The sequence below is a fragment of the Variovorax sp. V93 genome (genome assembly GCF_041154485.1).
GTDB classification, from domain to species: domain Bacteria; phylum Pseudomonadota; class Gammaproteobacteria; order Burkholderiales; family Burkholderiaceae_C; genus Variovorax; species Variovorax beijingensis_A.
In genome coordinates, this window is the sequence record NZ_AP028670.1 from 1,050,894 (window position 1) to 1,076,758 (window position 25,865).

Here is a 25,865-nt window from a genome sequence, read left to right on the forward strand (position 1 = left end):
TGATGCCATGGTTTGAAATGCCGCGGCTCAGTCTACGAGCCGCATTCCATGGCGGCGAGCGTCCCCGGTGTACATCAGCTATTCCGCAGGAGACATAGCGCAGCCCATTGCTATCATCGGCAAACGCAGTCCCGAACGACCGGGCCGTCGTGCCCAGCGAAGGAAACCCAGTGCGGCTCAAGCTGAGAACGAAGACAGCCTTGCTCATCACCTTGCTCGTGCTCGCCCTGGTGGGTGCAACGGGCGGCTGGCAGTACCGGAGCCTCTCCAGCGAGTACGTCAACCTGATGCGCGAACAACAGCAGGCGCTGACCGAGAGCGCCGCGGCGGATCTCGACTACAAGCTGGGCGTTCATCTGGCTGCGCTGTCGCGGGCCGCCCGGGAACTCGGCGCGGCCGGCATTGCCGACCCCGTGGCACAGCAGCGCTTCCTTGCGGACAAGGACTTGCGCGCGATGTTCGACAACGCCGCGGTGGCCACGCCGGACGGCGCCATCGTCGCGATCCATCCGGCCGCAGGCCAGCCGCCGAACGTGGCCGACCGCGACTATTTCAAGCAGGTGCGCGACCGGCGCCAGCCCGCCATCTCCGCGCCGCTGCTCACCAAGGGTGGCCGGCAGCCCGCCGTGGTGATGGCGGTTCCCGTCGAAGGAGCGGACGGCCGTCTGGCCGGCGTGCTGGGTGCGGCGCTGAACCTGCAGCGCGCCAACGTGCTCGGCGATCTCAGCCGCGCCAGCGTCGGCCGGGGCGGCCACTACGAGATCGTCACGCGCGGCGAGTCGCCTCGGATCGTCATGCACCCGGACGCGAAGCTGCTGCTCAAGCCGGCCGACACGGCCACCGACGCCTTCGCCAGCGATCCCGAGCGCGACCTGGCAACGCACGCCACGGTGCGCAGCGCCGACTGGGACCTGCGCCTGGTCGTGCCGGCGCACGCCGCCTACGCCCCCCTGGAACGGGCACGGCGCAACCTGCTGATGCAGTTGTTCTGGCTGGGCCTGGGCTGCGCGCTGCTGGTGTGGCTGGGCACGGCCTGGGTCATGCGCCCGCTCGAAGCGCTGAGCAATGCGATCCGCACCTTGCGCCAATCACCGGACAGCCAGGTCAAGCTCGACGTCGTCGCCAACGACGAGCGCGGCGACCTGGCGCGCGAATTCGATGCGCTGATGGGCGAGCTGCGCGAACAGCGGCTCGAGGTGGCGGCGGTCACCGATGCATCGCCGGTCGGGCTGTTCCGCTGCGACAGCGATGGCCGCATGACCTACGTGAACGACGAGTACCTGGCGATCCACGGACTGGCGCGCGCAGAGGCGCAGGAGGGTTGGCTCACGCTGGTGCGCGAGGAGATCCGCGAGAAGGTCCGCCAGGACTGGGTCCGCATCGTCAGCGCGGCCGAACCGCTGAACGCCACGCGCCGGCTGCACCGCAAGGATGGCACGCAGGTGCTGGTGGCCTTGCGCAGCCGGCCCGTGCTGGCCGCTGGCCGTGTCATGGGCCATGTCGGAACGGTGACCGACATCACGGAGCGCACCCGCGCCGAGCGGGCCCTTCGCACGCTGACGGCCATCTTCGACATGACGACCGACTACATCATCCAGAACGATGCGAAGGGGCGGCTCATCTACATGAACCCCGCCGCACGGCGCCGCACCGGCGTGGACCTCGATGCCCCGGTCGAGACGCTGAAGGTGTCCGACTTCAATCCGCCGCAGACGCTGGAGCGGTTCAGGTCGGAGGTGGTGCCCACCACGGTCGCGACCGGTGTCTGGGTGGGCGAGTCGCTGGTGTGGGATGCGCAGAAGCAGCCATTCCCGGTCAGCCACATGGTGATCGCGCACCGCGACAAGCACGGCAATCTCGAATATTTCTCGGGGCTGATGCGCGACATCTCGGCGGCCAAGGCCGCGGAGCAGGCCCTGCGCGAGAGCGAGCAGCGCCTGCGCATGGTGACGGACCACCTGCCGGCACTGATCTCCTACCTGGACCGCGACCTGCGGTTCCGCTTCGTCAACAAGGCCTACCAGGACTGGTTCGGCATCGAGCCGCAGCAGCTGCTCGGCCGCAGCCTGTGCGAGTTCTACGGCGAGGAGGCGTGGATGCAGATGGAGCCGTACATCCGCGCGGCCCTGGGCGGACGCCAGGTCACCTACGAGCGGCGGGTGACGGGGGCCGGCGGACGCCGCGACATCCAGGCCACGCTGGTGCCGGAGCGCAACGAAGCGGGCGAGGTGGTGGGCCTCTACACGCTGGACAGCGACATCACCGCGCATCACGAGGCCGAGGAAGCGCTGCAGGAAAGCGAGGCCCGCCTGCGCACCGTGGCCGACGCGCTGCCGATGCGCGTGGCCTACATCGATGCCGACGAGCGCTACCGCTTCAACAACCTGGCCTATGAACGCGAGTTCGGGCTCTCGCGCGACCAGATCCAGGGGCACACCGTGCAGGAGCTGCTGGGCGAGCCGGCCTACGAATCCTTGAAGCCGCACATCCGTGCCGCGCTGGCCGGCGAGGTTGTCACCTTCCAGAGCGAAGTCAGCCAGAGCGACAGCTACAACTGCTACGAGGCCCAGTACATCCCGCAGCCCGCGGCCAATGCCGATGCGATCGTCGGCTTCCATGCCGTGATCACCGACATCACGCGGCAGAAGCTCGAGGAGAAGCGCCTGATGAACCTGGCGCAGATCGATCCGCTCACCGGCCTGGCCAACCGCGCGGGCTTCGAGGCGCGCCTGCGCGAAGCGATGGACCGCAGCCGCAGCGCGGGCGCGCTGATGGCGCTGATGTACCTGGACATCGACGGCTTCAAGCAGATCAACGACCAGTTCGGGCACCAGACCGGCGACGAGCTGCTGAAGGCTTTCTCGGGCCGGCTGTCGCAGGGGCTGCGCTCGAGCGACGTCCGCGCGCGCCTGGGCGGCGACGAGTTCACGGTGATCATGGAGGGGCTGCCCCATGCCGACATCGCGGTATCGGCCGCCGCGAAGCTCGTCGTGGCCATGCAGGCGCCGTTCGACATCGAGCAACAGCCGACGATCCGTGTCACCGCGAGCATCGGCGTGGCGTTCTACCAGGGTGGCGGAACAACCGCCGCCGCACTGGTGAAGCAGGCGGACGAGATGCTCTACCGCGCCAAACGGGCCGGCCGCAACAACGTGCAGGTGGCGCCATTGCCGGTCGATGGCGGCCAGACGTAGCCGTGGCTGAAGCGGTGGGGCTGGCCCGGGTCCAGTCCATGCCGTGGCGCTCGGTGCCGCCGCGCAATGCGAGCGCGATCAGGCGGGCTGGCGCAGCGGCCGGAACGCCGCGCGCAGTTCCTCGCTGAACAGCTGCGGCTGCTCCCAGGCGGCAAAGTGGCCGCCCTTGCCGACTTCGTTGAAGTAGTAGAGCGTTCGATAGGCGCGCCCGGCCCAGCTTCTTGGCGCGCGGTAGATCTCGCCCGGGAACACGGTGATGGCCACCGGAATCGAGATGTCCTGCGTCTTCTGCGCCGCCGCGCTGAAGTTGTTGTTGTTGTTCTCCCAATAGAACCGAGAGGAAGAAGCTGCCGTGTCGGTGAGCCAGTAGAGGGTGATGTCGTCGAGCATCTCGTCCCGGCCGAGCACGCGCTCGGGTTCGCCGCCGCTGTCGGTCCATTGCGCGAACTTCTCGTAGATCCAGCCGGCCAGGCCCGCTGGCGAGTCGGCCAGCGGATAGCCGATCGTCTGGGGGCGCGTCACCATCATGGCGCCGTAGGCAGCGCCCGTCTTGAAGAAGGCACTGAGCGTGTTGAACGCCGCACGCTCGGGCGCCGACAGCCCGGCCGGCGCGGGATCGCCGTTGTTGATGGGCTTGACCAGTTCCGCGGGCACGGTGGCGGGCATGTTCAGGTGGATGCCCCGCAGGCCTTGCGGTGCCTGGCGTGCCATCGCATCCGAGATGACCGAACCATGATCTCCGCCCTGGGACACGTAGTGCGTGTAGCCCAGCCGCTTCATCAGCGTGTCCCACGCGCGGCCCACGCGCTCGGGGCCCCAGCCCGTCTCCCTGGGCTTGCCGGAGAAGCCGTGGCCGGGGATGGACGGGATCACGACGTGGAAGGCGTCGGCGGCACTGCCTGCGAAGGCGGTCGGGTCGGTGAGCGGACCGATGGTTTTCAGGAACTCCAGCATCGAGCCGGGCCAGCCATGCGTCAGGATCAGCGGCAATGCGTCCGGATGGCGGGAGCGCACGTGGATGAACTGGACGTCGACGCCGTCGATCGCGGTGATGAACTGCGGCAGCGCATTGAGCCTGGCCTCGATCTTGCGCCAGTCATAGCCCGTTTCCCAGTAGCGAACCAGCGCCTGCAACCTGGCCAGCTGAACGCCTTGCGAGGTGTCGCCGACCGTCTCGCGGTCGGGCCATCGCGTGGCCCTGAGGCGCCGGCGCAGATCGGTGATCGCCTCCTCGGGAATGTCGATGCGGAAGGGCCGTATCGCGTCGCCTTGCGCTGCGGCGCTCCTGTCCGCGGGTGTGGCCGCGAAGGTCGCGGCCGCCGAACCTGCGAGAAGGCCCGCAGTGGCCACCAGCGCACCGCGGCGCGTCAGGGTGGGATGGAACGCCGCGCGGCGGCTGGATGCGTCGGAATCTGTCATGGTCATTTGCCTTGTGCTGGTGAACGGAAATCTCTGCGTCCTCTATCGGCTGGCCGCCTCGTCGATGAGCTTCGCGACCACCTCGGGCCTGGACGTCATCACGACGTGCGAGGCGCCCTTGACCACCACCGTCTTCACCGACCTGGCACGCTCTGCCATGAAGGCCTGCGCCGCGGGCGGAATGTTCTTGTCGGCGTCGCCATAGACGAACCACGAGGGCACCGTCTTCCACGCGGGTGCGCCCGCGGGCTCGCCGAGCGCCGACTCGGCGATGGGGCGCTGGGTCGCGGCCATCAGGCGCGCGGCCGCAGCCGGAACGTCGGCGGCGAACTGGTCGTGGAACCTGTTCTTCAGGATGTACAGGTCCTTGCCGCCGTCGGCGAGTGCGACCGGCGGTGCCAGCGCAGGTCCGAGCGTGCTGCCGGGGAACTTGCCGGCGAGATCGGCTGCCGACTCGCCGGCTTCAGGCGCGAAGGCAGCGACGAAGACAAGTGCCTTCACGTTGCTCTTGCCGGTGGCGGCGCTGGAGATCACGGAGCCGCCATAGGAATGGCCCACCAGCACCACCGGTCCCTTGACCGCATCGACGATGCTCGCGACATCGGCTGCATCGGACTTGACGCCACGCAACGGATTGGCGGCGGCGATCACCGGATAGTGCTTCGCCTCGAGCTTGCGGATGACGCCATCCCAGCTCGACGATTCCGCGAAGGCGCCATGCACGAGCACGATGGTGGGCTTGGCTTGCTGTGCCTTGCCTGGGGTCTGCGCCGAAGCATTGAACGTGAAGGCGCCAGCCAATGCCATGAGGCCCACGGCGGCCATGGTGCGGGCGAAGCGGCGGCTGAGATTTTTCATTTGGTTTTTCCTGCGGTTGAAGTGAAGGGCAATGGAGAGTGATTGCCTTCTGCAGCTCATGGCGAGCGCGGCGGGGCAAGGCACGGCCGCGTTTATAGGGCGCGCCTCCACGTGCGCTGCGGATGTCTGTATGCCACTGTGTCGGCCGGACAGGGCGACATGAAGAATTACACGAAGGCCACGCCGATGAAACGTAGTGTGGGCGTCCGGCCGTGCAGATACACAGGAATACGGAACCCCGTTTGGAAGCGACAGGGGCGCTGAACAATCCACGCGTTCAGGCGCTGCGGGGCCTTCGCGCCCGGCGGCAATTCCCAACACACAAGGTCCGCCTCATGAATCGAAACAACACACAGCAGGTGTCCGCCCCGGACGCCATCGCCCGCCATGCATGCCTGGCTTCATGCCGGCGCACGCTGGCCAAGCTCAGCGGCCTCGGCCTGCTTGCGCTCGCGGCGGCGGCCGGCGTGTTCGCCGCGACTTCCAGCGCCGCGGAGGACGTGAAGATTTCAGATGCCTCGCCCTTGTATGGCGTCACCATTCCCAAGGGCTATCGGCAGTGGCAGCTGATCGCGCCGGCGATCGAGGCAGAGCCGTTGAACGAACTGCGCGTGGTGCTCGGCAACACCAAGGCGATCCAGGCCTACGACCAGGGCACGCTGCCGTTCCCGGACGGAACCATCCTCACCAAGCTGGCATGGAAACATGTGCAATCGCCGGAGTTCGCGCCCGCGTCGATTCCCGGCGCAGCGACCACCGTGCAGGTGATGGTGAAGGACTCGAAGAAATACGCGGCCACCGGCGGATGGGGATTCGGCCGCTTCGTCGATGGCAAGCCCGTGGACCTGGCGCAGCACCAGACCTGCTTTGCCTGCCACCAGGCGCTGGTGAAGAACCACGACTACGTGTTCACGCGGTTCGCGCGTTGAGGCGCGAACGGCGGGCAAAAAAAAGGGCGCTCCCTTGCGGAAGCGCCCCTTCGTCTTTCAGTTGAGCCTGGAGCCTTTCGGAAGCCGGCTCGCCAGCCGCTCGTGCACGTCGGCTCGCACGTTCCGTCCCTCCAGAAGGAAGTCCTCCCATCGGCTGGGAACATAGGGAAGATAGACCAGCTTCATCCAGTCCCAGCCGCCGCCTCGGCTTTTCGGAAGAATGTGCTCGCACGTGAGGTCCTGCTCACGGAATCGCTGACCATGGTGCGGGCTTGGTTACGCCCCGCGCCGCAGGACCTTGCCGGGTCGCGCTTCAGTCATCGCGGCGTCGCGCATCACGGCTGCGCCGTTGACAAAAACGTGAGTCACACCTGTCGACCTGACGTTCGGGTTCTCCAATGTCGAGTGACAGTGGATTCGATCGAGATCGAAGACTGCTAGGTCCGCGTAGTATCCAGCCCGGAGTTCTCCCCGATGCTCCAGCCGGAAACGCCGTGCAGGAGTCCAGGTCAGGCGTCCTACAGCCTCGACGATATCCAGGACGCGCTGATCTCTCACGTACTTCTGAAGGAACGACGCTGCCCACGAGAAAGCGATCGGCGAGAACCGCAGGTCTTTCAAAGCGCCCACTTCACTGACGGACACGCCATCGGAAATCACCATGCAGTCGGGCTGCCGGATCAATGTGTCGATGTCTGCTTGACTCGATACCCGTCCGCACCACATCAAGCGAGACATCTCGGCGCCTTCTTCCAGGAGGAGGTCGCAGATGCAATCCCAAGGCGTGGATTGCCGCTCGACGGCAATCTGCTGAATGGTTTTTCCCATGTAGGACGGGTTCGCTCCGCAATGGTAGAGAACCAGCCAGTCCCACCGGTGGTCGGCGAGCAACTTCCAGTTGGGAAATGCGTTCTCCTGCAAGCGCGCACGGGAAGGTCCAGGTCGCAGTAGGGACCGCAGGTCGTCGCTTGGCAGCTCAAGTGCCCAAGCCGGGAGAGACGCAATGACTTTCGTGGGCCCCCATTCATCGGGAATGACATCGAAGCCCACATCGGCGCCATCCTCGCGCGCCCAGCGCACCATCTCCAGCAGACGATCCGCAGCGCCCTGCGGCGCGCCGTATTTTGGAGCTATGTGAGACAGCTGGAGTTTGGACTGGGTCGTGCGAGCGATGCCGAGCGCTTCACCGACCCCCATTTCGATCAACCAGTCGCGGTTGCGGACGTGACTGGCGTACACCACGTCGAACTCCGCCGCAATCGCACCTGCCTCCAAGAGTTCCACAGCGGTCGCGTGCATGCCTGGCGCGTACTCCAGCCCAGTGGAGATACCAATCGCGCCGTCGTCAAGCGCTTGGCGCAGATACTTCCCCATCGCTGAGAGTTCGTCCGCGCCGGCTGCCGAACTGGCTGTTCCCTTGACAGCAAGGCGAACCGTACCGTGGCCGACGTATGAAGCGACGTTCAATACGGGGCGCGTGGCCTGCAGCACGTCGAGGTACTCGGCGAACGTCCTCCAGGTGATCTCTGTCGAGTCCTGCACCGCGAGAAGGTGCTTCCTCAGCAAAATTGGGTCGGCGCAAGGTGCACAGCTATGACCGCAGTTGCCGGCAATCTCGGTTGTGACTCCCTGAGTGATCTGACTCTGGCCACCGGAATCCTTGAGAAATGCAGCATCCGAGTGGGTATGAATATCGATGAACCCAGGTGCAACGATCAGGCCAGAGCAGTCGATCCTCTGACGCGCGGGTACGTCAACGATGCCTTGCTGCACCCACACGATTCGTTCGCCTGCGATTGCCACCGTGCCGATGAAGGGCTCCGCTTGGCCCTCGCTGGCGACAACCTGGCCGCCGACGAGTAGGTAATCGATCACCATGAGTTGGCCTCAGTTGTCGATGCGAATGTTCTTCGCCTTGATCAGGCCTGACCAACGTCCTTCTTCGGCCGCAATGAAGCGAGAGAATTCGCCGGCATTTTTGGGCTGGACTACCATGCCCCGGCCTCGCAAGTCTTGCAGCACTGCGGGGTCCTTCAAGACTTCCAGGATTTCCTTCGCCAGGTAATCCTTGATGGCAGAGGGCGTCTTGGCGGGCGCCGCGATGCCGTACCAGAGTGAAACGTCGATTCCAGGGAGGCCCTGTTCTGCAAGGGTTGGGACGTCAGGGAAAGAGTCCATCCGCTTGTCCACGGTGACTCCGAGTACCTTCACCTTGCCCGATTTTGCGAGCTCAGTGGCACTTAGCGCCGACAGGAACATGAGATCGATCTGTCCGCTGAACACTTGGGTCAGCGCAGGAGCGGTACCCGGAAAGGGAACGTGCAAGAGTTCCACGTGTGCGGCCTGCTCCATCAATGCGATAGCGGCGTGCGCGGTGCTTCCAACCCCCCAGCTTGCTGCGGACACCGAGCCGGGCTGCTGCTTTGCCACGCGAACGAGATCCGGAACACTGGCAGCCTTCGAGCTCGGATTGGCAACGAGCGCAAAAGGCATGATGCCCATGAATGCCACCGGGTCCAGATCCTTCGAGGTATAGCTGATGTTCTTGTACACCATCGGGTTCAGCACGTTTGTCTCCGGCAGTGCCAACATGAGGGTATAGCCGTCAGGCTGCGCACGAGCGACGGCCGTCGTGCCGACGATTCCGTTCGCTCCGGGCTTGTTGTCTACCACCACCTGTTGGTTTATTCGCTCCGACAGCTTCAAGGCCATCAGCCGCGCAATACCGTCCGTGTTGCCCCCTGCGCTCCAAGGCACGACCAGCCTGATCGGTCGGGATGGGAACTTTTCGGTCTGCGCGGAAGCCGGCAGAAGGATGGCCGCCAGCAGGGCGCCAAATGCGAGATTGCGGAAAGACATGGTGGGTTCCTGGGTAGTGAAGTTCCCAATCTAGTTGGGTCGATTTCTGTCCCGCGTACCACTTTGTCGAAAAGGGAAAGACCGGTTGCGGGTTTCCGGATGAACTACTTATCGAGGGGCAAAGGGCGCCGCGCGCCGGTGCGCCCGGCAGGACATGCATGTCCGGGTTTTTTCTCAAGCCGCAAGGTCAGAGGAGGGCACGCGTGCGCAAGGTCACGCAACTGCGTCATCAGCCCCCAGGCGAACACCCTCACCCTCAGCGGCAGACCACGACGAACTCGCATTGTCCCAGCGTGCAATTCGGCCATCGCGGACTTGAAGAATCTCGATGGCTCGAGTGTGCTGCAGTGTTGAGTGTTCAGGTGACTTCCAGCGCAATCGCGCGTCACAGATAACCAGGTCGCCGGCGATTGCGCGAACAGTCTTGCGAAGGTCGTAGTGGGTGTATCTCGAATATCGCTCACGGATGATCGGACGCAGCTGCTCCTTGCCGGTAAGGAAGACTGCGCCGAGGTCGGCGATAACGTCATCCGTGAAGATATCTAGGATGAGCTCAGGATCCAAGGTGCTGCAGGTCGCCACCACTTGATTCAGCCAATTCTGTGCGGTCTCCGCATCGAGGGCTGCACTGCCGTCTTGATAGCTCTTCCAATCGGTCATGGGATCTCTCCGGTAAATAAAGGTGCAATCAGGTCGCCTGACGATCAAGCCTCGTAAGCCACGCCGTCGCGGCCAGGGTCGGCGCCACCCTCGAGCCGTTCGCCGTTGATGCGGATCCCGTGCACAGAAGCAATCGTGTACCCGAAGGGGTTCCGAACCACTTCGTAGCCCAGACTCTCGAGCGGCCGGGACACGGAGCGTGGAATGCGATTCGAAATATCGATGATGTTGCTCGTGGACGAGAAGCGCGGAGCAGATACGGCCTCTTGCATGTTCATCCCATGATCCGCAACGTTCAGGATTGCCTGCAGCACGCCCATCGCGATCTGCGTCCCGCCTGGCGCGCCAAGCACAATTTCGGGCTCGTCTCCGCGGAACACGATGGTGGGACAGGCCGAAGTGAACCGTGCTTTTCCGGGTGCGATGCTGCCCGTTCTGCCTGGTCGCGGGTCGAACACGCCCATGCAGCCGTTGTACATGAAGCCAAGGCCGGGCGTCATCACACCGGACGGCATCGCGAGCGAATGCGTGATGGCGGCACAATTGCGTTCACCATCCACCACGGACAGGTGCGTCGTGTCCTTGGGAACAGGCGCCTCCAAGTTGAGACGGGGCACGTCGGCCTTCTCGCCGGCCTTGATGGCGGCAGCAGCCTGCACCGCGTAGGCTTTTGAGAGCAGGCGATCCAGCGGCACCTCTAGAAACGCCGGATCGCCGAGATGACGGTCTTTGTCGATGGTGGCGCGCTTCATGGCCTCGCATACGATGCGGATGTATTCCGGCGTGTTGTGCCCGAACGCCTTCAGGTCGAACTGCTCCAAGATGTTGAGCATCTGGAGCAGCATCGCGCCGCCACCGGGAGGCTGGTTGGTGGTGATGCGCCGGTCCCTGTAGGTTCCTGCCAGCGGAGCGTTCTCGCGTGGTGCGTAAGTCGCGAGATCTTGCAAAGACAGCAGGCCGCCGTGGGCAGCAAAGTCCTCCACCATACGGTGGGCGAGTTCACCGCGGTAGAAGGACGCTGCGCCATCACGCGCGATCGTTTCCAGCGTGTTGGCGTAGTCCGGGTTGCGCAGCGGCGTGCCGATGGTCTTGGGAGTGCCGTCCGGCCGGCAGAAAAGTTCCCGACCGGAGGCCGAGTAGAGGAGTCGATCTCTGTTGCTTGCTCGGCCCGCGAGCGGTTCGTCGATCCAGAACGCATACATCGCCGGCCGTACCATGAACCCGTCCCGGGCCCATGCAATGGCAGGCGCGACCACTTCTCGCCACGGAAGGCGGCCATGCCGCTCGTGCAGGCGCTCCAGCCCGCTGAGCGTTCCCGGAACGGCGATGGCTTGGTAGCCGATGTCGTTCAAGCGGCCCTTGATGCTGAAGCCGAAACCGTCGCGCGTCTCACCCTCCAGCAAGTGCTCCCACATGTCTGCGCGAGCGCCAAGCGGCGCGGGAGCGTGGAAGTCCACATACTCGTGAATGCCGGCTTCTGGGCGGTGTACGACGGCCGTGCCGAAGCCGCCGATGCTGCACATCAGCGGATCCACCACGGTTTGCACAAGGGCGCAGGCGACTGCCGCGTCGACCGCGCTCCCGCCTGCCCGCAGGATTTCAACGCCCGACTCGGCCGCTTCAGGCTGCGGACAGCTCACCATTCCTTTGCTGCTCATGTCGACTCTTGTATCAAGTTGAGCCCACGGCGCCGGTGGCCCGCTGCCGCTTGGCCGGGCGGAGTGTGCTATCGGAGCGTCATGCGTCCGGAGTGTTGTCGACCTCCTGCCGTTCCACGCTGGGCAGCTTCTCGTACTCCTCGATGTACCGCGGCACCGGGACGTCCTGCCGACCTTGGGGATCGCGGATGGCACCCGCGAAGACCTGCTTGATCAGCAGTTCACCGGCCCAGCAATCGCGGTCAAGATCGAACTCGAAATCGGTGGGCGGGCCCGACCGCATCTTTGCCACAGCCTCGGCAATGGGAATGCGCATCACCGTCGTGCTGTTCAACTCCTTGGAGTTCGGAGGCCTCACATCGGCAAAACGGCCTTTCAGGACGTGGCGCGCGTAGGCCTCGAAGGAGGCGATTTTTTCCTGTGGATCCGTCACTTCTTCTGGACGCCCGAACACCACCACGGACCGGTAGTTAACGGAGTGGTTGTAGAGTGCGCGTGCCAAAACCAGGCCATCCACATGAGTGACAAGGACGCACACCTCCCCACTCAGCGCCGCGCTGAGCATGGTGCTCTGGTTGGAGCCGTGAATGTAGATGTAGTCGCCAATCCGGCCGTAGCCAGTCGGCAAAACGCGGGGCGCGCCTTCGTGGACGTAGGCCACATTGCACATGAACCCTTCGTCCAGGATGGCGTGGATGGCCTCCTTGTCGTAGATCCCACGGTGCGGACGACGGGTTAGCTTCGTCCGCTCTGTCACTTCGTACTTCTCAGTCATCGACTTTCCTTCGGATTGCGGGGCTGTTCCCCTGGAGCGCGGGGTGCGAAAAGTGTCTTGCTAACGATTCTTGACGGATCTAAGTGTCACTGTCGGGCCACTTCGCGGCGTTGCTGCAGGCCACTTTGCGAGCGGGCATGCTGCGCGGCCGTCCCGATCTACTTCGCGGGTCCGACCGATGCCGGTCGCCTCGCGATGAAGTCCCCGCGGATCTGCTCGTATGCCGCTCCTGCACGAAGAACCTTGGCGTCGCCGCCGTACGGGCCGATCAGCTGGATGCCCATGGGCCAACGGCCGTTCGCATGGAAGCCGGCGGGTACCACCAAGGCCGGCAAGCCGCCCAGGGTGGCATAGATTGCGACCTCCATCCAGCGGTGGTAAGTGTCCATCTCGCGTCCCGCGATCTGCTTGGGCCAGCGCTCCTCCGCGTTGAATGGCCAACACTGCGCGGAGGGCAGCACGAGCAGGTCCCACTGATCCAGCATGGTGCGCATGTGCTGGTAGTAGTTCGTGCGAACCTGGCTTGCCTGACGGAAATCGGTGAAGCTCATGCCGCGTGAGCACTCGTACTCCCACTGAGCCTCCGGCTTGATCTTCTCCTTGGCACCTGGCAGTTGCATGAGCGCGCCGACACGTGGCCCCGCGCCTGCGCGGCGCCAAGTCAGCCAGCATTCCCACAGTTGCTTGGGATCGAACCCCAATGGCACCTCCTCGACCACGGCGCCCGCCGCTTCGAGGTGACGCAGCGCTTCGCGACAGGCGTCCAGCACCCCGGTTTCCATCGCGAGGTGGCCGCCAAGGTCGCCCAGCCAGCCTATGCGCATGCCGCTGAAAATCCCCGGATCGACGGCTTCGTTTTCGTTCCAGCCCAAAGGCATCTGCATGGAAAGCGGCGAACGCGGATCGAAACCGCTTTGTGTGGTCAGAAGCCGCCCCACATCGCGGATGCTACGGCCCATGGGACCCTCGTTCGAGAGCAGGTCGATCCACACGTCCGACATTCCAGCCTGGGGCACCCTTCCTTGCGACGGGCGCATACCGAAGACATGGTTCCAGCCTGCCGGGTTCCGCAGTGAACCCATTCCGTCTGACCCGTCCGCAATAGGGAGCATGCGCTGCGCCAGGGAAACGGCCGCGCCTCCGCTGCTGCCGCCGGCGCTCACTGCCGGATCCCATGCATTGCGGGTCACACCCCACAGAGTGCTGAACGTATGCGAGCCCAGTCCGAACTCAGGCGTCGTCGTCTTGCCGATCACGATGCAGCCGGCGGCCTTCATGCGTGCGGTCAGGATGGAGTCGCTCGTCGGCATATTGCGGGCCAGCAGCTCGCAACCTTTCGTGGTGGGGAAGCCAAGGACGTCTGCGAAATCCTTGACGGCCATGGGGATGCCATGCAGCCAGCCCCGCACCTTGCCGCTGGCCAGTTCGGCGTCAGCAGCATCGGCTTCGGCCAATAGCTTCTCGACCGGAGCCATGTTTACGATAGTGTTGAAGATGGGGTTGAGCGCATGAATGCGATCGACCGTGGCCTGCATCAGCTCGCGGCAAGAGAACGACCGGCGCCGCAGGCCATCGGCGAGTTCGGAAGCCGTCAGGTCGGTCAAGGCAGGCCTCACGGAGGCGGTTTCACTCATCATTTCTCCTTGAACCGCGGCCGGGCGCATAACAGACCCCCCGCGTCGAGCCACTTAACGTCGTCTGTCATGTAAGTGGCATGCCACTTGCATCATCAGCGAGCCACACTCGGCACCATGCCGAAGCGACTTGGCGCATTCTTGACGGGGAACAGCGCGATGAACGGGCCACTTTCAATCGATGAGTCGAACCACTTTGGTGCGCAGCCCAAGCCCCGGCGACGGCGAGCGCGGGCGTCCAGGGCACGCCTGCTCGAGACCCTGGTGATCAACCGGCAAAGCCCGGTGACCGTGGTGGACCAGGTTGCCACCGGGATTGAACACCTGATCGTCACCGGCGGCCTGAAATCAGGCGACCTCCTGCCGTCGACGCGCGAGCTCGCCCGAACGCTCGACATCGGCAGGGCCACGGCGCTCAGTGTCATCGCCAGACTCAGCGCAGAGGGATTCATCGAGACCCGCGTCGGCTCCGGCTCGCGAGTGCGCGAGCGATCAGCCGACTTGTTGACCGGGAGTGCCGCGCCCGCGCCAAGCTCGCTCAAACGCAGCCACGTGCCGGGCGCCGTGGCCATCCAGCAGCAGGTTGCCTTGCTGGACACCTTGCCAAAGCATGTCTCGCGCAGCACCAGCTTGATGGATTTGCAAAGCCTGTCAGTGGCTACGCCTTTCGCTCCAGGGATGCCGGCAATCGATCAGTTCCCCTATCACTCCTGGAGCGACTTCTGCGCAAAGTCCTGGAAGCACGCGACGGCCGCCCTGCTGGAAACTCGCGACCCGGCCGGCTACAGGCCGCTTCGGGAGGCACTTGCCGGCTACCTGGCGAGTGCACGTGGGGTCCGTTGCACGGCGGACCAGATCATCATTGTCTCTGGTGCTCAGCACGCGTTCGATCTCACCTTGCGCGTGCTGACGCAGCCGGGTGACCGGGTGTTGATTGAGGACCCGGGCTTCCTGGGCGCCAGGAATGCCATGCTGTCGGCGGGATTGAATCTGAGGGGTGTCCCGCTAGATGAAGAAGGTGTCATGGTGCCGGATGACAACGGCGGCGCCAAGTTGCTCTACACCACCCCGTCGCATCAGTATCCGATGGGTAGAACCATGAGCCTCGCGCGCCGCCGGGCACTCCTCGAGTGGGCGCGCCGGACATCGTGCTTCATCTTTGAAGACGACTACAGCAGCGAATTTCGGTATGACGGCAAGCCCTTGCCTTCCCTGCAGGGGTCTGACGAGTACAGCCGGGTGATCTATGCTGGAACGTTCAACAAGATCATGTTTCCGTCCTTGAGGCTGGGTTACCTCGTCGTCCCGGAAGAACTCGTTGATGTTTTCCTGAGTATCCGAACCTGGTCGGACGGCTGTCCTCCGGGCGTGATCCAGGCCGCCATGCTCCAGTTCATCGAACGGGGAGCTTTTTACTCGCACATCCGCCGATTGCGAGAGATCTACTCGGCACGCCACTCGCTGCTGTGCGAGCTGATCTCCCAGAGGATGGGACTGATGCTGTCGGTCATCTCGGATCCGGCTGGACTGAACCTCGCGGCGGTCGCGAAGCGCCCGATGGACGACGTGGCCCTCTCACGCCGTGCTCGCAATGCGAATATCGTCTGTCCGCCCCTGTCTCAGTACTTCGTCCATGTGGAACCGCAGCGTGGGTTCCAGTTTGGCTTTGCTTCGAGCAACGAGGCTCAGATGAAGGCGGCCATCGACCGACTCGAAGTGGTCTGGGGCCAAGGCGCGTCGACTGCTGCTTAACTGGTCTGAGTAACCGGCGCGAAGTGGCCTGCAGCAGGAGCCCTTCGGTGCATACGCTTCCCGGATCACGAAGGGAACCGCTTATGCTTCAGACTCGAATTGGCTACGAACTCGCTCAAGATGACACAGAGGCACGGCGCCTGGCGCTGATCGTGCTGCGCACGGACCGCACCATCGAGGGCGAGGTGCGATCGAGCCTTCCAACCTCGCAGCCCGTCTCCCTGTACCACAGTCGCATCTTCAACGACTTCGAGATCACCGCCGCGACCTTGGAGGCCATGTCGGACTTGCTGCAGCCGACGGCGGCCTTGATCCCCGCCGAGTTCAAGCCGCATGTGGTGGGCTACGGCTGCACGTCGGCCACGATGCTCCTGGGAGAGGAACGCATCGCAAGCATCATCCGCCAAGCACATCCGGGCGTGCAGGTGACCGAACCGGTTACTGCTTGCATCGCGGCATGCACGTCGCTGGGCATGAAGAAGATCAAGCTGGTCACCCCCTACGAGAGCGCGGTGAACCGGAAGATCGTGGACGGACTGCGCGCCCGCGGGCTGGACGTGGACTCCGTGGTCTCGTTCGAAGAGCCCGATGACCTGAAGGTGGGCGCCATTTCCACGAACAGCGTGGTCGAGGCCGCCGTCCATGCGGGCGGTGGAGTGAAGTCGGACGTCGATGGTGTCTTCATCTCATGCACCACGCTGCCGAGCTTCGGTGCCATTCCGATCATCGAGCGCCTCACGGGCAAGCCCGCGACTTCAAGCAATCATGCGCTGGCATGGCACATGCAGAAGCTTGCCGGCATCAAGAAGTTCCAGGGCTCGCTCGGACGCCTCTACGCAGACTAGCCGTGGCAGGCGTCCTCCGACGGAGTTCCCGCCTCTTGCGACATGCTTCGCTGCCGCACCGTCGTCCGCGAGAACGCCGTCACCTCTGATGCTCGACCTCAACGAATACCTGAAGAGGATCCTCACGGCCCGTGTGTACGACGTGGCCGTGGAAACCCCGTTGCAGCCTGCCAGAGAGTTGTCGAGCCGGCTCGGCAATCAGGTTCTCCTGAAGCGCGAAGACCAGCAGGCCGTGTTCAGCTTCAAGCTCCGCGGCGCCTACAACAAGATCGCACAGTTGTCGCCCGAGGAGATGCGTCGCGGGGTGATCTGTGCCTCTGCGGGTAACCATGCTCAAGGTGTCGCACTTGCCGCGCGGCGCTTGGGCGCGACCGCGGTCATCGTCATGCCTTTTACCGCGCCGCGCGTCAAGATCGAGGCGGTCAAGGGACTGGGGGGCACCGTGGTGCTGCACGGGGAGAGCTACTCCGAGGCTTACGCTCATGCCCTGGAACTACAGGAGGCAGGCGGGTTGACGTTTGTGCATCCCTTCGACGACCCCGATGTGATCGCCGGGCAAGGCACGGTAGGGATGGAGATCCTGAGGCAGCACCAGGCGTCGCTGCAAGCCGTGTTCGTACCAGTCGGCGGCGGCGGGTTGATCGCTGGCGTCGCTGCGTACGTCAAGGCGGTCCGCCCGGAGGTTCAAGTGATCGGGGTGCAGACCGTCGACTCGGATGCCATGGCGCGATCGGCTCTGGCTCGCAAACGCGTCACGTTGGGCGACGTGGGCTTGTTCTCGGATGGAACGGCCGTGAAGCACGTGGGCGCGGAGACCTTTCGCATCGCCAGCAGCCTTGTGGACGACTATGTGACGGTGGATACGGACTCCATCTGTGCGGCGATCAAGGATGTATTCACCGACACTCGCAGCATCGTGGAACCGGCCGGGGCGCTGGCAGTGGCCGCCGTGAAGCAGTACGTCAAGCAGCGAAAGACGCGCGGAGAGACGTATGTGGCCATTCTCAGCGGCGCCAACATGAACTTCGACAGGCTCCGGTTCGTTGCGGAACGGGCGGAGATCGGTGAAGAGCGGGAGGGCCTGCTCGCGGTCTCGCTTCCCGAATCACCTGGAAGCCTGTTGCGCCTGTGCAAGACCATCGACGCGCTGTCCGGCCCCGCCCGCAGCATCACGGAACTCAAGTACCGTGTATGCGACGCCGAGAATGCCTCGGTGCTGGCCGGGTTGACGATCCACTCCGCAGGGGAAACGACACGCGTTGCGGAAGTCCTGGCGCAGGCTGGCTTCTCCGCCCAAGATCTGACGCACGATGAACTGGCCAAGGAGCACATGCGGCACATGGTGGGCGGGCGCTCGCCGCTCGCCGCGGGCGAGCGTGTGCTGCAGTTCGTCTTTCCGGAGCGTCCGGGTGCCTTGATGCAATTTCTCTCGTCTTTGCCGCCCAACTGGAACATCACGATGTTCCACTACCGCAACCAAGGCGCCGACTATGGCCGGGTGTTGGTTGGCCTGCAGGCGCCCAGCCCAGACGAGGACGATTTCCACCGTGTTCTAGAGAGAGTGGGCTATCCGCACGAGGAGCTCACGTCCGCTCCTTCCTATCGGCTTTTCCTGGGGCCTAGACCAGTTCAATGATCTGGTCTAGGCCCATCCGCAGGCTGCGATCACGCATTTCCAGTGAGGCAGAAACCACCGGCAGCACGAGGGGAGCGCGCTGGCACCTTCATTCACCCGAAAGAGTTGACCGGCGTCACTATCATGAGGAGCCGCGCGGGTGAATGGCCCACGTTCTTGCCGCTGTGTGGCTGTTCGCAAGAGAAGTGGACGCAGTCGCCTGGCTCGAGCACCAGTGTTTTGTCGCCGATTCGGAATTCAAACCGCCCGTCCAACAGGTACAGCACTTCCTCGCCTGCGTGCGTCAGGACCTCCGGGTTCATCGACTCGCCCGCCGGGTAGACCAGTTCAAAAGCGCTCATCTGCTGATCGATGAGCTCTCCGCTCATGAGGTGGTACGAGTAGCCCCGAGCAGTAAGTGGCGGTTCGCCACCGCGGTCCTTGGCTCTGTTCAGGGTGTAGTGCGGAGCGGCTTTTGCATCAGGATCCTCGAAAAAATCGCCCAGTGGGATGCCGAGGCGGCCTGCAATCACGATCAGGTTGGAGATCGAGGCACTCGATTCGCCGCGTTCCAGGCGCGACAGGAAACCCGGGGAGAGGTCTGTATCTTTGCTCAGACGCTCGAGGGTGATCTGCTTGGCGCGGCGGGCTTCCCTGATCCTCGCACCGAGCCGGATTGCAACGGCCCGGGTCTTTTCCTCGAGTTCTGATTTGTTCTTGTCCATCGCAGCGCTGATTTTGTGTGTGGTGCAAATCTACCATCGCGGCACGGTGCGGCAAAGAACCGAGGATGTGGAGCTCACAGGCAGGCGCCGGTGGCGCTACTTCCCGCCCGTGAACCGGGTAAGGCTTCTGGCCGAGTCGGGGTCGCGCGCAGGCATTCGGGCAACCGGTATGTCGATGGAGTCGACGGGCGAGACAATCATCAACAGGCGTGCCTCTCCGTGCCCGATGTTCTCGCCGGTATGCGGTTGATCGCAAGCAAAGTGCACGCAGTCTCCGGGCTCCAAGACCATCGTGTCGGAGCCGATGCGGAACTCCATGGTGCCTTCAAGAAGATAGAGGACTTCCTCGCCTCGGTGTGTCAGTACCTCTGGATGCATCGTCTCGCCGGCAGGGTAGACGAGTTCGAACGCGCTGACCTGTTGGCCCTCCAGATCGCCGCTGGTGAGGCGGTAGGTGTAGCCGCCGGCACTCAGCGGAGCTTCGCAACTCCTGTTCCTTGCCCGCGTCAACACATAGTCGGGTCGGGGACATTCCTGCGCAACCTCGAAGAAGTCACGCAATGCGATCCCCAGACTCTCCGAGATCACGATGAGGTTGGAGATCGAAGCGCTGGTCTCTCCGCGCTCGAGGCGAGACAGAAAGCCCGCCGATAGATCGGTCTTGGCGCTGAGGACCTCAAGGGTGATGGCCTTGGAGCGTCGTGCATCGCGCAACCGCTCACCCAAACGCCTGGCCACTGTCCTGATGGTCTCGTCGAGATCGGCTTTGTTTTCTTCCATGAGTTCCGTTTGCTGTCTGAGTGCATCACTGAAAGGTGCGGCATGCACCAAGGCGGTTCCCATCTGACCTTTCCGCGTGCCTTAGAGATGTTCCTTGGCAGGCACGGAACGTGCATCATAGGCAAAAAATGACTAATAACTTTCCCCATAGACAAATGTGCATGATATGCACATCATTGTGTTCCTAGTACAAATTTGAAACGATGACAGCTCCAGGCATTTCAGCCGGCATGACGGAGAACCTCCCCGACGCAGTGGGCAGTCACGCGCTCGTCGTCGAAGGCTTAACCAAGGACTTCGGCGGCTTTACCGCCGTGAACAATGTGGACCTTCGAGTACGGCGCGAGACCATCCACGCCCTGATCGGCCCCAATGGCGCGGGCAAGACGACCTGCTTCAATCTGATCACTCGATTCATCCGGCCCACCTCTGGCCGCATCTTCTACAACGGGCAGGACATCACTTCGGCTGCGCCCGAAGACGTTGCCAGTCAGGGTCTCGTGAGATCTTTTCAGATCTCCGCCATCTTCCCGAAGCTCTCGCTTGGCGAAAACGTTCGTGTGGCGCTGCAGCGCCGGCTGGGAACGACGTATCACTTCTGGAAGCCGCTCTCCAGCCTCAAAGCACTGGATGCGGACGTGGACCGGCTTCTCGAGTCGGTCGGCTTGCTTCATCAGCGCGACCAAGTGGCAGGAACGCTGTCCTACGGCCGCAAGCGCGCACTGGAGATTGCAACGACTCTGGCGCTGGACCCCCAGGTGCTTTTGCTCGACGAGCCGATGGCGGGCATGGGACGCGAGGACATCGAGACCGTCGCGGCGCTCATTCAAAGGGTCTCGAAGGGGCGGACCGTCTTGATGGTCGAGCACAACCTCGGCGTGGTCGCGCGGCTCGCGAACACGATCACCGTTCTGTGTCGCGGGGAGGTGCTCGCGGAAGGAACCTACGAGGCCGTTTCAAAGAATCCCGAGGTCGTGTCCGCCTATATGGGAGGCGCTCATGGCTGAGGCCCATCTTCGTGTCGGCGACCTGCACGCGCAGTATGGCGAGAGCCGGATTCTGCATGGAATGAACTTCACCGTTCATCGAGGCGAGGTCGTCACCCTCCTTGGCCGAAACGGTGCAGGCAAGACGACGACGCTTCGCGCCATCATGGGCTTGGTCGCCAGGAAAAGCGGTTCCGTAGTGTTCGAGGGCCGGGAACTGATGGGGCGGCTTCCCGAGGCAGTCGCCCGCGCCGGCATAGCGTGGTGCCCCGAGGAGCGGGCCATCTTCTCCGGCTTGACTGTGCAGGAAAACCTCATGCTTCCGCCCGTGGTGCGCCCAGGAGGCATGAGCGTCCAAGAAATCCTGACGCTGTTCCCGAATCTGGCTCCGCGCATGAAGAGTCCTGGAACGAAGCTGTCCGGTGGAGAGCAGCAGATGCTTGCCATCGGCCGCATCCTGCGCACCGGCGCGCAGCTGCTGTTGCTCGATGAGCCGAGCGAGGGATTGGCTCCGGTGATCATCGAACAGATCGGATTGACCATCCAGAAGCTCAAGGCGCGTGGCATCTCCATCCTACTGGTTGAGCAGAACGTGAGGTTCGCGACTAGCGTCGCCGATCGTCACTACGTCGTGGAGCATGGCGAAGTAGTCGACACGTTCTCCAGCACAGAGATCGACAACAAGAGCGCTCAGTTGAGCGCCTACCTGAGCGTGTGAGGCGCCACATGGGCATCGAATCAATTTTGGGTATCCCCACAAATGCGTTCATGAGTCAGCTCCTGCTGGGTCTGATGAACGGGGCGTTCTACGCCATGCTGAGTCTTGGCCTCGCAATCATCTTCGGCCTGCTCAATGTGATCAACTTCCTGCACGGCGCTCAGTTCATGGTCGGAGCGTTCATGGCCTGGATGTTGTTGACGTGGGCCGGCGTCGGATATTGGGTTGCGCTGCTGGTGGCGCCGCTTGCCGTCGGACTGGCAGCTGTGCTCGTTGAGCGGCTGCTGCTGCGTCACCTGTATCGCCTGGACCACCTCTACGGGATGCTGTTGACCTTCGGCTTGATGCTGATCGTCGAGGGCGTGTTCAGGAAGGGCTTTGGCTCATCGGGGCTGCCTTACCCGAACACCATGCCGGGAGGAATGGACCTGGGATTTATGTTCCTGCCTTACTACCGGGCCTGGGTGGTGGTTGCGTCGTTCGCGGTCTGCCTGGCTACATGGCTTCTTCTCGAGAAGACCCGATTGGGAAGCTACCTTCGGGCCGCGACCGAGAACCCTGACGTTGTGCGGGCATTCGGAATCAACGTTCCTGTCTTGCTCACGCTTACCTATGCCTTTGGCGCGGGCCTCGCGGCACTGGCTGGGGTCATGGCGGCTCCGATTTATCAAGTCAGCCCGCTGATGGGCTCCAACCTCGTCATCCTCGTCTTCGCGGTCGTCGTCATCGGTGGCATGGGGTCGATCATGGGTTCCATCCTGACGGGATTCTCGCTGGGTGCCATCGAGGGACTGACCAAACTCTTCTATCCGCAGGCGTCCGCCACCGTGATCTTCCTCGTCATGGTCATCGTGCTGCTCGTCAAGCCGGCGGGACTCTTCGGAAAGATCAAGTGAGAACACCATGAGACAAGACGCTTCTTTGACACTTCGCCCGATCGTCTTCCTATTGGCGGCTGCAGTGATTGCGCCCGCGCTGATCTACCCCATCTTCCTGATGAAGGTGATGTGCTTCGCGATATTCGCGTGTGCGGTCAACTTGCTCGTCGGCTATGTTGGGCTGTTGTCACTCGGGCATTCCATGTTTTTTGGCATGTCTGCCTATGTCACGGCGTATACCCTCAAGGAATGGGGTTGGCCGTTCGAGATTGCGCTGCTCTGTGCCGTCCTGGCGAGCACGGTGCTGGGCTTTATCGCCGGCGCGATCGCGATCCGAAGGCAAGGAATCTACTTCGCGATGATCACGTTGGCCCTGGCACAGATGGTCTATTTCTTCTGCCTTCAGGCGCCGTTCACTGGTGGCGAGGACGGTCTGCAGAAGGTTCCTCGGCCAGTGGTCCTCGGCCTGCTCGACACCGCCGACGACAAGGCCCTCTATGTCATCGTGCTCGTGATGTTCCTCGCGGCGTTCGCCATCTATCACCGGACGATTCATTCACCTTTCGGCCAGGTGCTCGAAGCCATACGCGACAACGAGCCGAGAGCCGTCTCGCTGGGCTACAAGGTCAATCGATACAAGTTGCTGGCGTTTGTGCTCTCGGCCGCGCTGACCGGGTTGGCTGGCGGAACCAAAGTGCTCGTCTTTCAGCTTGCTTCACTCACAGACGTGAATTGGCACATGGCCACCGAAGTGGTTCTGATGGTGCTGGTCGGCGGCATGGGTACTGTCGTGGGTCCCTTGGTGGGAGCGGTCTGCATTCTCGCCATGCAGGAATACCTGGCTCCGCTTGGTGAGTGGGTGATGGTGATCCAGGGGGTGATCCTGGTCACTGTGGTCATGGTCTTCCGTCGCGGACTGGTGGGCGAATTCGAGGTATGGCGCGCTCGCAAGAGTTCACTGACCGAGGCTGCTGAACACCCTGGCCATCAAGAACGCGCTGTCGGGCTTGCTGCCCCGAAGGGTGCGAATCCACACCGCTGAGCTCCACCTTTTTTTTGATTTTCAGTTTGCATGAGATGCACAAGGGTTGCCCTGGACGCACGCGAGTGCAGACACCTTTTCCATGACCACTACCAACTTCCTCAGAAAGGAATGAACATGTCCTCGAAAGCGCTCAAGTTCTTCGCAGCCGGCTTGGCTGCGCTCACCGCCATCGCGAGCCTTGTCGCCCCGGGACCTGCCAGCGCGCAAGTGTCAGGCGATGTCGTGAAGATCGGCATCCTGAACGACCAGTCCGGCCTGTACTCAGACTTGGCCGGCGTTGGCTCGGTGGAGGCCGCCCGCCTGGCGATCGAAGAGTTCGGTGGCCAGGTGCTCGGCAAGAAGATCGAACTTGTCTGGGCGGACCACCAAAACAAGGCGGACATCGGCGCAGGCATCGCGCGAGCCTGGTTCGACAAGGACGGCGTCGACGCGATCGCCGATTTCTCGAACTCCAGTGTGGGGTTCGCCGTGCAGGCACTCGCGAACGAGCGCAAGAAGATCACGCTGATCACCGCAGCGTCCTCCGACTTCACTGGAAAGGCGTGCACGCCGTTGTCCACCCAGTGGGTCTACAACAGCTACAGCAACGGCTATGGCCTGGCCCGTCTCATGACCCAACGCGGCCTGGACTCCGTCTATCTCCTGACGGTGGACTACGCGTTTGGCCATGCCTTTGCGAACGATGTCCGAAAGGCCGTCACCGACAACGGCGGAAAGGTCGTCGGCGAGTTGCGTTTTCCCCTCAACTCCTCGGACCTGAGTTCGTACCTGCTTCAAGGGCAGGCCTCCAAGGCCAAGCTGATCGTGGCGGCGAGCGCCGGCAGCGACATGACCTCGATCGTCAAGCAGGCGACTGAGTTCGGCATCACCCCGAAGCAGGCGCTGGCGGCGCCCTCTGTCTTTCTGACGGATGTGCACAGCATGGGGCTGCAAGCCGCGCAAGGCCTGCAGTTCCTGACGGCGTTCTACTGGGATCGAACCCCGGCCTCACGCGCATGGTCGGAGAAGTTCTTCGCGCGCCGCAAGGCGATGCCGACGATGACCCAGGCGGGGGTCTACTCCGCCGTGCGGCATTACCTCAAGGCCATCGAGGCCGCCAAGACCGATGACGCGGCTGCGGTCGCCGACAAGATGCGCGAACTGCCCATCAAGGACATGAACATCGAGAACGGCCGCGTCCGCGAGGACGGGCAAGCGATGCACGACATGTACCTCGTCGAGGTCAAGAAGCCGGCCGAATCCAAACGCGCCTGGGACTACTACAAGGTCGTTGCCACCGTCCCTGCAGAGCAAGCGTTCCAGCCGCTCGCCACCAGCGCCTGTCCGCTGGTCAAGAAGTAATCAATTTCCAAACCCTTCCAAGGAGAAAAAAGTGAGCGATTCCATCCGTATGAAACTCGACGAGGTCCATGAGCTCGCAACAACGCTGTTGCTCGCCCAGGGCTTCAACCAGGCCCACGCCAACGCCATCGCCAACACGGTGACTGCGGCCGAGCGCGACGAGTGCCGCCATCACGGCTTGTTCCGCATTCCCTTCTACGTCAATGCATTGCGCGCTGGGCAAGCTTCCGGTGATGCGGAGCCGACAGTCGACGACCTTGCGCCTGCCGTGGTGCGAGTCGATGCCCACTATGGCTTCTCACCGCTGGCGCTGGAAGTCGGCGATGAGCTCCTCGCCAAGCGGGCGCAGGAGACGGGCATCGCCGCACTGGCCGTCAACAACGCCCTCAACGTGGCGGCCTTGTGGCCAGAGGTCGAGCGCCTGGCGAACCGTGGCCTGGTCGCGTTCGCGTTTGTCGCCGCAGCGCCCTACGTTGCGCCGCATGGCGGCACCAAGCCGCTTTACGGCACCAACCCCATGGCCTTTGCCTGGCCCCGGCTCAACAATCCGCCGATGGTCTTCGACCAAGCTTCGAGCGCAAGCGCACGCGGCGAAATCCAGGTTCGTCTGCGTGATGGCAAGCCACTGCCCGAAGGGTGGGCGGTGGGCCCGGACGGGAAGCCGACAACGGACCCGAAGGCCGCTCTTGCAGGCGCTCAGCTGCCGTTCGGTGGTGTGAAGGGCGCCTCCATTGCGATGATGGTCGAGTTACTCGCCGGTCCGTTGGTCGGTGATCTGCTGAGCTACGAGGCTGGCGAGAAGGATGCCGCGAACACCGGCGCGCCGTGCGGCGGCGAGCTGATCATTGCCATCGACCCTGTTCGATGCCTCAAGAACGGCAACCGCAAGGCGCAGTTGGAACACGGGGAACAGCTGTTCAGCAAGATCCTCGAGCAGGAGGGAACGCGGCTGCCGTCGCAGCGCCGGTATGAAGCCCGCGGACGTACGGTGGTGGAAGGCGTCACCGTGCCGAAGTCACTGTACGACACGCTGAAGCTGTTCAGCACCGGCACCTATGTGCGGCAGGATAACGCCTACGAGGGCGACGACCTGCTGCGTGGAAAGCCTGCAAAGGCAGTGGCCTGAGCATGGTCGCCCCAAGCCAGACTTCCCAGTACGCGCCAACGCCGCGTACCCAAGTCCGACGTCGGCCG

21 protein-coding genes are annotated in these 25,865 nt (G+C 63.4%); 11 read left to right on the forward strand and 10 right to left on the reverse strand.

The features are described from left to right. The first annotated feature begins 200 nt into the window (after positions 1 to 200). Positions 201 to 3,194: a PAS domain S-box protein gene (locus ACAM54_RS30990; protein ID WP_369651182.1), complete on the forward strand. Its 2,994-nt coding sequence runs from the start codon at positions 201 to 203 to the stop codon at positions 3,192 to 3,194. Between the two features lie 78 nt (positions 3,195 to 3,272). On the opposite strand, the gene ACAM54_RS30995 is transcribed toward ACAM54_RS30990, so the two are convergent. Together ACAM54_RS30995 and ACAM54_RS31000 are read right to left on the reverse strand one after the other, a co-directional pair. After that, positions 3,273 to 4,613 carry an epoxide hydrolase family protein gene (locus ACAM54_RS30995; protein WP_369651181.1) on the reverse strand — a complete coding sequence of 447 codons (1,341 nt, stop codon included), beginning with the start codon at positions 4,611 to 4,613 and terminating at the stop codon, positions 3,273 to 3,275. 42 nt (positions 4,614 to 4,655) lie between these two features. Further along, complete coding sequence (locus ACAM54_RS31000; protein ID WP_369651180.1) at positions 4,656 to 5,471, reverse strand: alpha/beta fold hydrolase; 816 nt, start codon at positions 5,469 to 5,471, stop codon at positions 4,656 to 4,658. Positions 5,472 to 5,806: 335 nt separating this feature from the next. Here ACAM54_RS31000 and ACAM54_RS31005 point away from each other — a divergent pair, with 335 nt between their 5' ends. After that, positions 5,807 to 6,400 (forward strand): cytochrome P460 family protein, encoded by a 594-nt coding sequence (locus ACAM54_RS31005; RefSeq protein ID WP_369651179.1) that lies wholly within the window; start codon positions 5,807 to 5,809, stop codon positions 6,398 to 6,400. Between the two features lie 276 nt (positions 6,401 to 6,676). Here ACAM54_RS31005 and ACAM54_RS31010 read toward each other — a convergent pair whose 3' ends face one another. The 6 genes from ACAM54_RS31010 to ACAM54_RS31035 all read right to left on the reverse strand — a co-directional run bounded on the left by ACAM54_RS31010 (position 6,677) and on the right by ACAM54_RS31035 (position 13,956). Next, a complete protein-coding gene (locus ACAM54_RS31010) occupies positions 6,677 to 8,278 on the reverse strand; it encodes an amidohydrolase family protein (RefSeq protein WP_369651178.1) in 1,602 nt (533 codons plus the stop codon). 9 nt (positions 8,279 to 8,287) lie between these two features. Next, the gene (locus tag ACAM54_RS31015; protein ID WP_369651177.1) at positions 8,288 to 9,259 is read right to left on the reverse strand and encodes a tripartite tricarboxylate transporter substrate binding protein; all 972 of its coding nucleotides are present in this window, start codon (positions 9,257 to 9,259) and stop codon (positions 8,288 to 8,290) included. A gap of 213 nt (positions 9,260 to 9,472) precedes the next feature. Next, the gene (locus ACAM54_RS31020; protein WP_369651176.1) at positions 9,473 to 9,919 is read right to left on the reverse strand and encodes a nuclear transport factor 2 family protein; all 447 of its coding nucleotides are present in this window, start codon (positions 9,917 to 9,919) and stop codon (positions 9,473 to 9,475) included. 44 nt (positions 9,920 to 9,963) lie between these two features. Continuing rightward, complete coding sequence (ggt, locus tag ACAM54_RS31025) at positions 9,964 to 11,577, reverse strand: gamma-glutamyltransferase (RefSeq protein WP_369651175.1); 1,614 nt, start codon at positions 11,575 to 11,577, stop codon at positions 9,964 to 9,966. A 79-nt stretch (positions 11,578 to 11,656) separates the two neighbouring features. Further along, positions 11,657 to 12,352, reverse strand: coding sequence for a pyridoxamine 5'-phosphate oxidase family protein (locus tag ACAM54_RS31030; protein WP_047787184.1), 696 nt, complete (start codon positions 12,350 to 12,352; stop codon positions 11,657 to 11,659). Between the two features lie 158 nt (positions 12,353 to 12,510). Next, complete coding sequence (locus tag ACAM54_RS31035) at positions 12,511 to 13,956, reverse strand: amidase (RefSeq protein ID WP_369651174.1); 1,446 nt, start codon at positions 13,954 to 13,956, stop codon at positions 12,511 to 12,513. A gap of 147 nt (positions 13,957 to 14,103) precedes the next feature. Between ACAM54_RS31035 and ACAM54_RS31040 the strand changes: the two genes are divergently transcribed. The 3 genes from ACAM54_RS31040 to ilvA all read left to right on the forward strand — a co-directional run bounded on the left by ACAM54_RS31040 (position 14,104) and on the right by ilvA (position 18,219). Further along, positions 14,104 to 15,738, forward strand: a complete 1,635-nt coding sequence (locus ACAM54_RS31040; protein ID WP_369651173.1) for a PLP-dependent aminotransferase family protein — start codon at positions 14,104 to 14,106, stop codon at positions 15,736 to 15,738. Between the two features lie 83 nt (positions 15,739 to 15,821). Next, on the forward strand, positions 15,822 to 16,583 hold the full coding sequence (locus ACAM54_RS31045) for an Asp/Glu racemase (RefSeq protein WP_369651172.1): 762 nt from the start codon (positions 15,822 to 15,824) through the stop codon (positions 16,581 to 16,583). An 88-nt stretch (positions 16,584 to 16,671) separates the two neighbouring features. Beyond that, the gene (gene ilvA / locus ACAM54_RS31050; protein WP_369651171.1) at positions 16,672 to 18,219 is read left to right on the forward strand and encodes a threonine ammonia-lyase, biosynthetic; all 1,548 of its coding nucleotides are present in this window, start codon (positions 16,672 to 16,674) and stop codon (positions 18,217 to 18,219) included. Positions 18,220 to 18,311: 92 nt separating this feature from the next. On the opposite strand, the gene ACAM54_RS31055 is transcribed toward ilvA, so the two are convergent. Both ACAM54_RS31055 and ACAM54_RS31060 read right to left on the reverse strand, forming a co-directional pair. Continuing rightward, a complete protein-coding gene (locus ACAM54_RS31055; protein WP_369651170.1) occupies positions 18,312 to 18,923 on the reverse strand; it encodes a helix-turn-helix domain-containing protein in 612 nt (203 codons plus the stop codon). A 96-nt stretch (positions 18,924 to 19,019) separates the two neighbouring features. Beyond that, complete coding sequence (locus ACAM54_RS31060) at positions 19,020 to 19,766, reverse strand: helix-turn-helix domain-containing protein (RefSeq protein WP_369651169.1); 747 nt, start codon at positions 19,764 to 19,766, stop codon at positions 19,020 to 19,022. A gap of 167 nt (positions 19,767 to 19,933) precedes the next feature. Between ACAM54_RS31060 and ACAM54_RS31065 the strand changes: the two genes are divergently transcribed. The 6 genes from ACAM54_RS31065 to ACAM54_RS31090 all read left to right on the forward strand — a co-directional run bounded on the left by ACAM54_RS31065 (position 19,934) and on the right by ACAM54_RS31090 (position 25,797). Then, positions 19,934 to 20,710: an ABC transporter ATP-binding protein gene (locus ACAM54_RS31065; RefSeq protein WP_369651868.1), complete on the forward strand. Its 777-nt coding sequence runs from the start codon at positions 19,934 to 19,936 to the stop codon at positions 20,708 to 20,710. Further along, positions 20,703 to 21,407, forward strand: coding sequence for an ABC transporter ATP-binding protein (locus ACAM54_RS31070; protein WP_209536921.1), 705 nt, complete (start codon positions 20,703 to 20,705; stop codon positions 21,405 to 21,407). Before ACAM54_RS31065 ends, ACAM54_RS31070 begins: the two co-directional genes overlap by 8 nt. An 8-nt stretch (positions 21,408 to 21,415) precedes the next feature. Then, positions 21,416 to 22,303 (forward strand): branched-chain amino acid ABC transporter permease, encoded by an 888-nt coding sequence (locus ACAM54_RS31075; protein WP_369651168.1) that lies wholly within the window; start codon positions 21,416 to 21,418, stop codon positions 22,301 to 22,303. A 7-nt stretch (positions 22,304 to 22,310) separates the two neighbouring features. Further along, complete coding sequence (locus tag ACAM54_RS31080; RefSeq protein WP_369651167.1) at positions 22,311 to 23,327, forward strand: branched-chain amino acid ABC transporter permease; 1,017 nt, start codon at positions 22,311 to 22,313, stop codon at positions 23,325 to 23,327. Positions 23,328 to 23,444: 117 nt separating this feature from the next. After that, positions 23,445 to 24,671, forward strand: a complete 1,227-nt coding sequence (locus ACAM54_RS31085; protein ID WP_369651166.1) for an ABC transporter substrate-binding protein — start codon at positions 23,445 to 23,447, stop codon at positions 24,669 to 24,671. Positions 24,672 to 24,702: 31 nt separating this feature from the next. Continuing rightward, positions 24,703 to 25,797: an Ldh family oxidoreductase gene (locus tag ACAM54_RS31090; protein ID WP_261380451.1), complete on the forward strand. Its 1,095-nt coding sequence runs from the start codon at positions 24,703 to 24,705 to the stop codon at positions 25,795 to 25,797. Positions 25,798 to 25,865 lie beyond the last annotated feature (68 nt).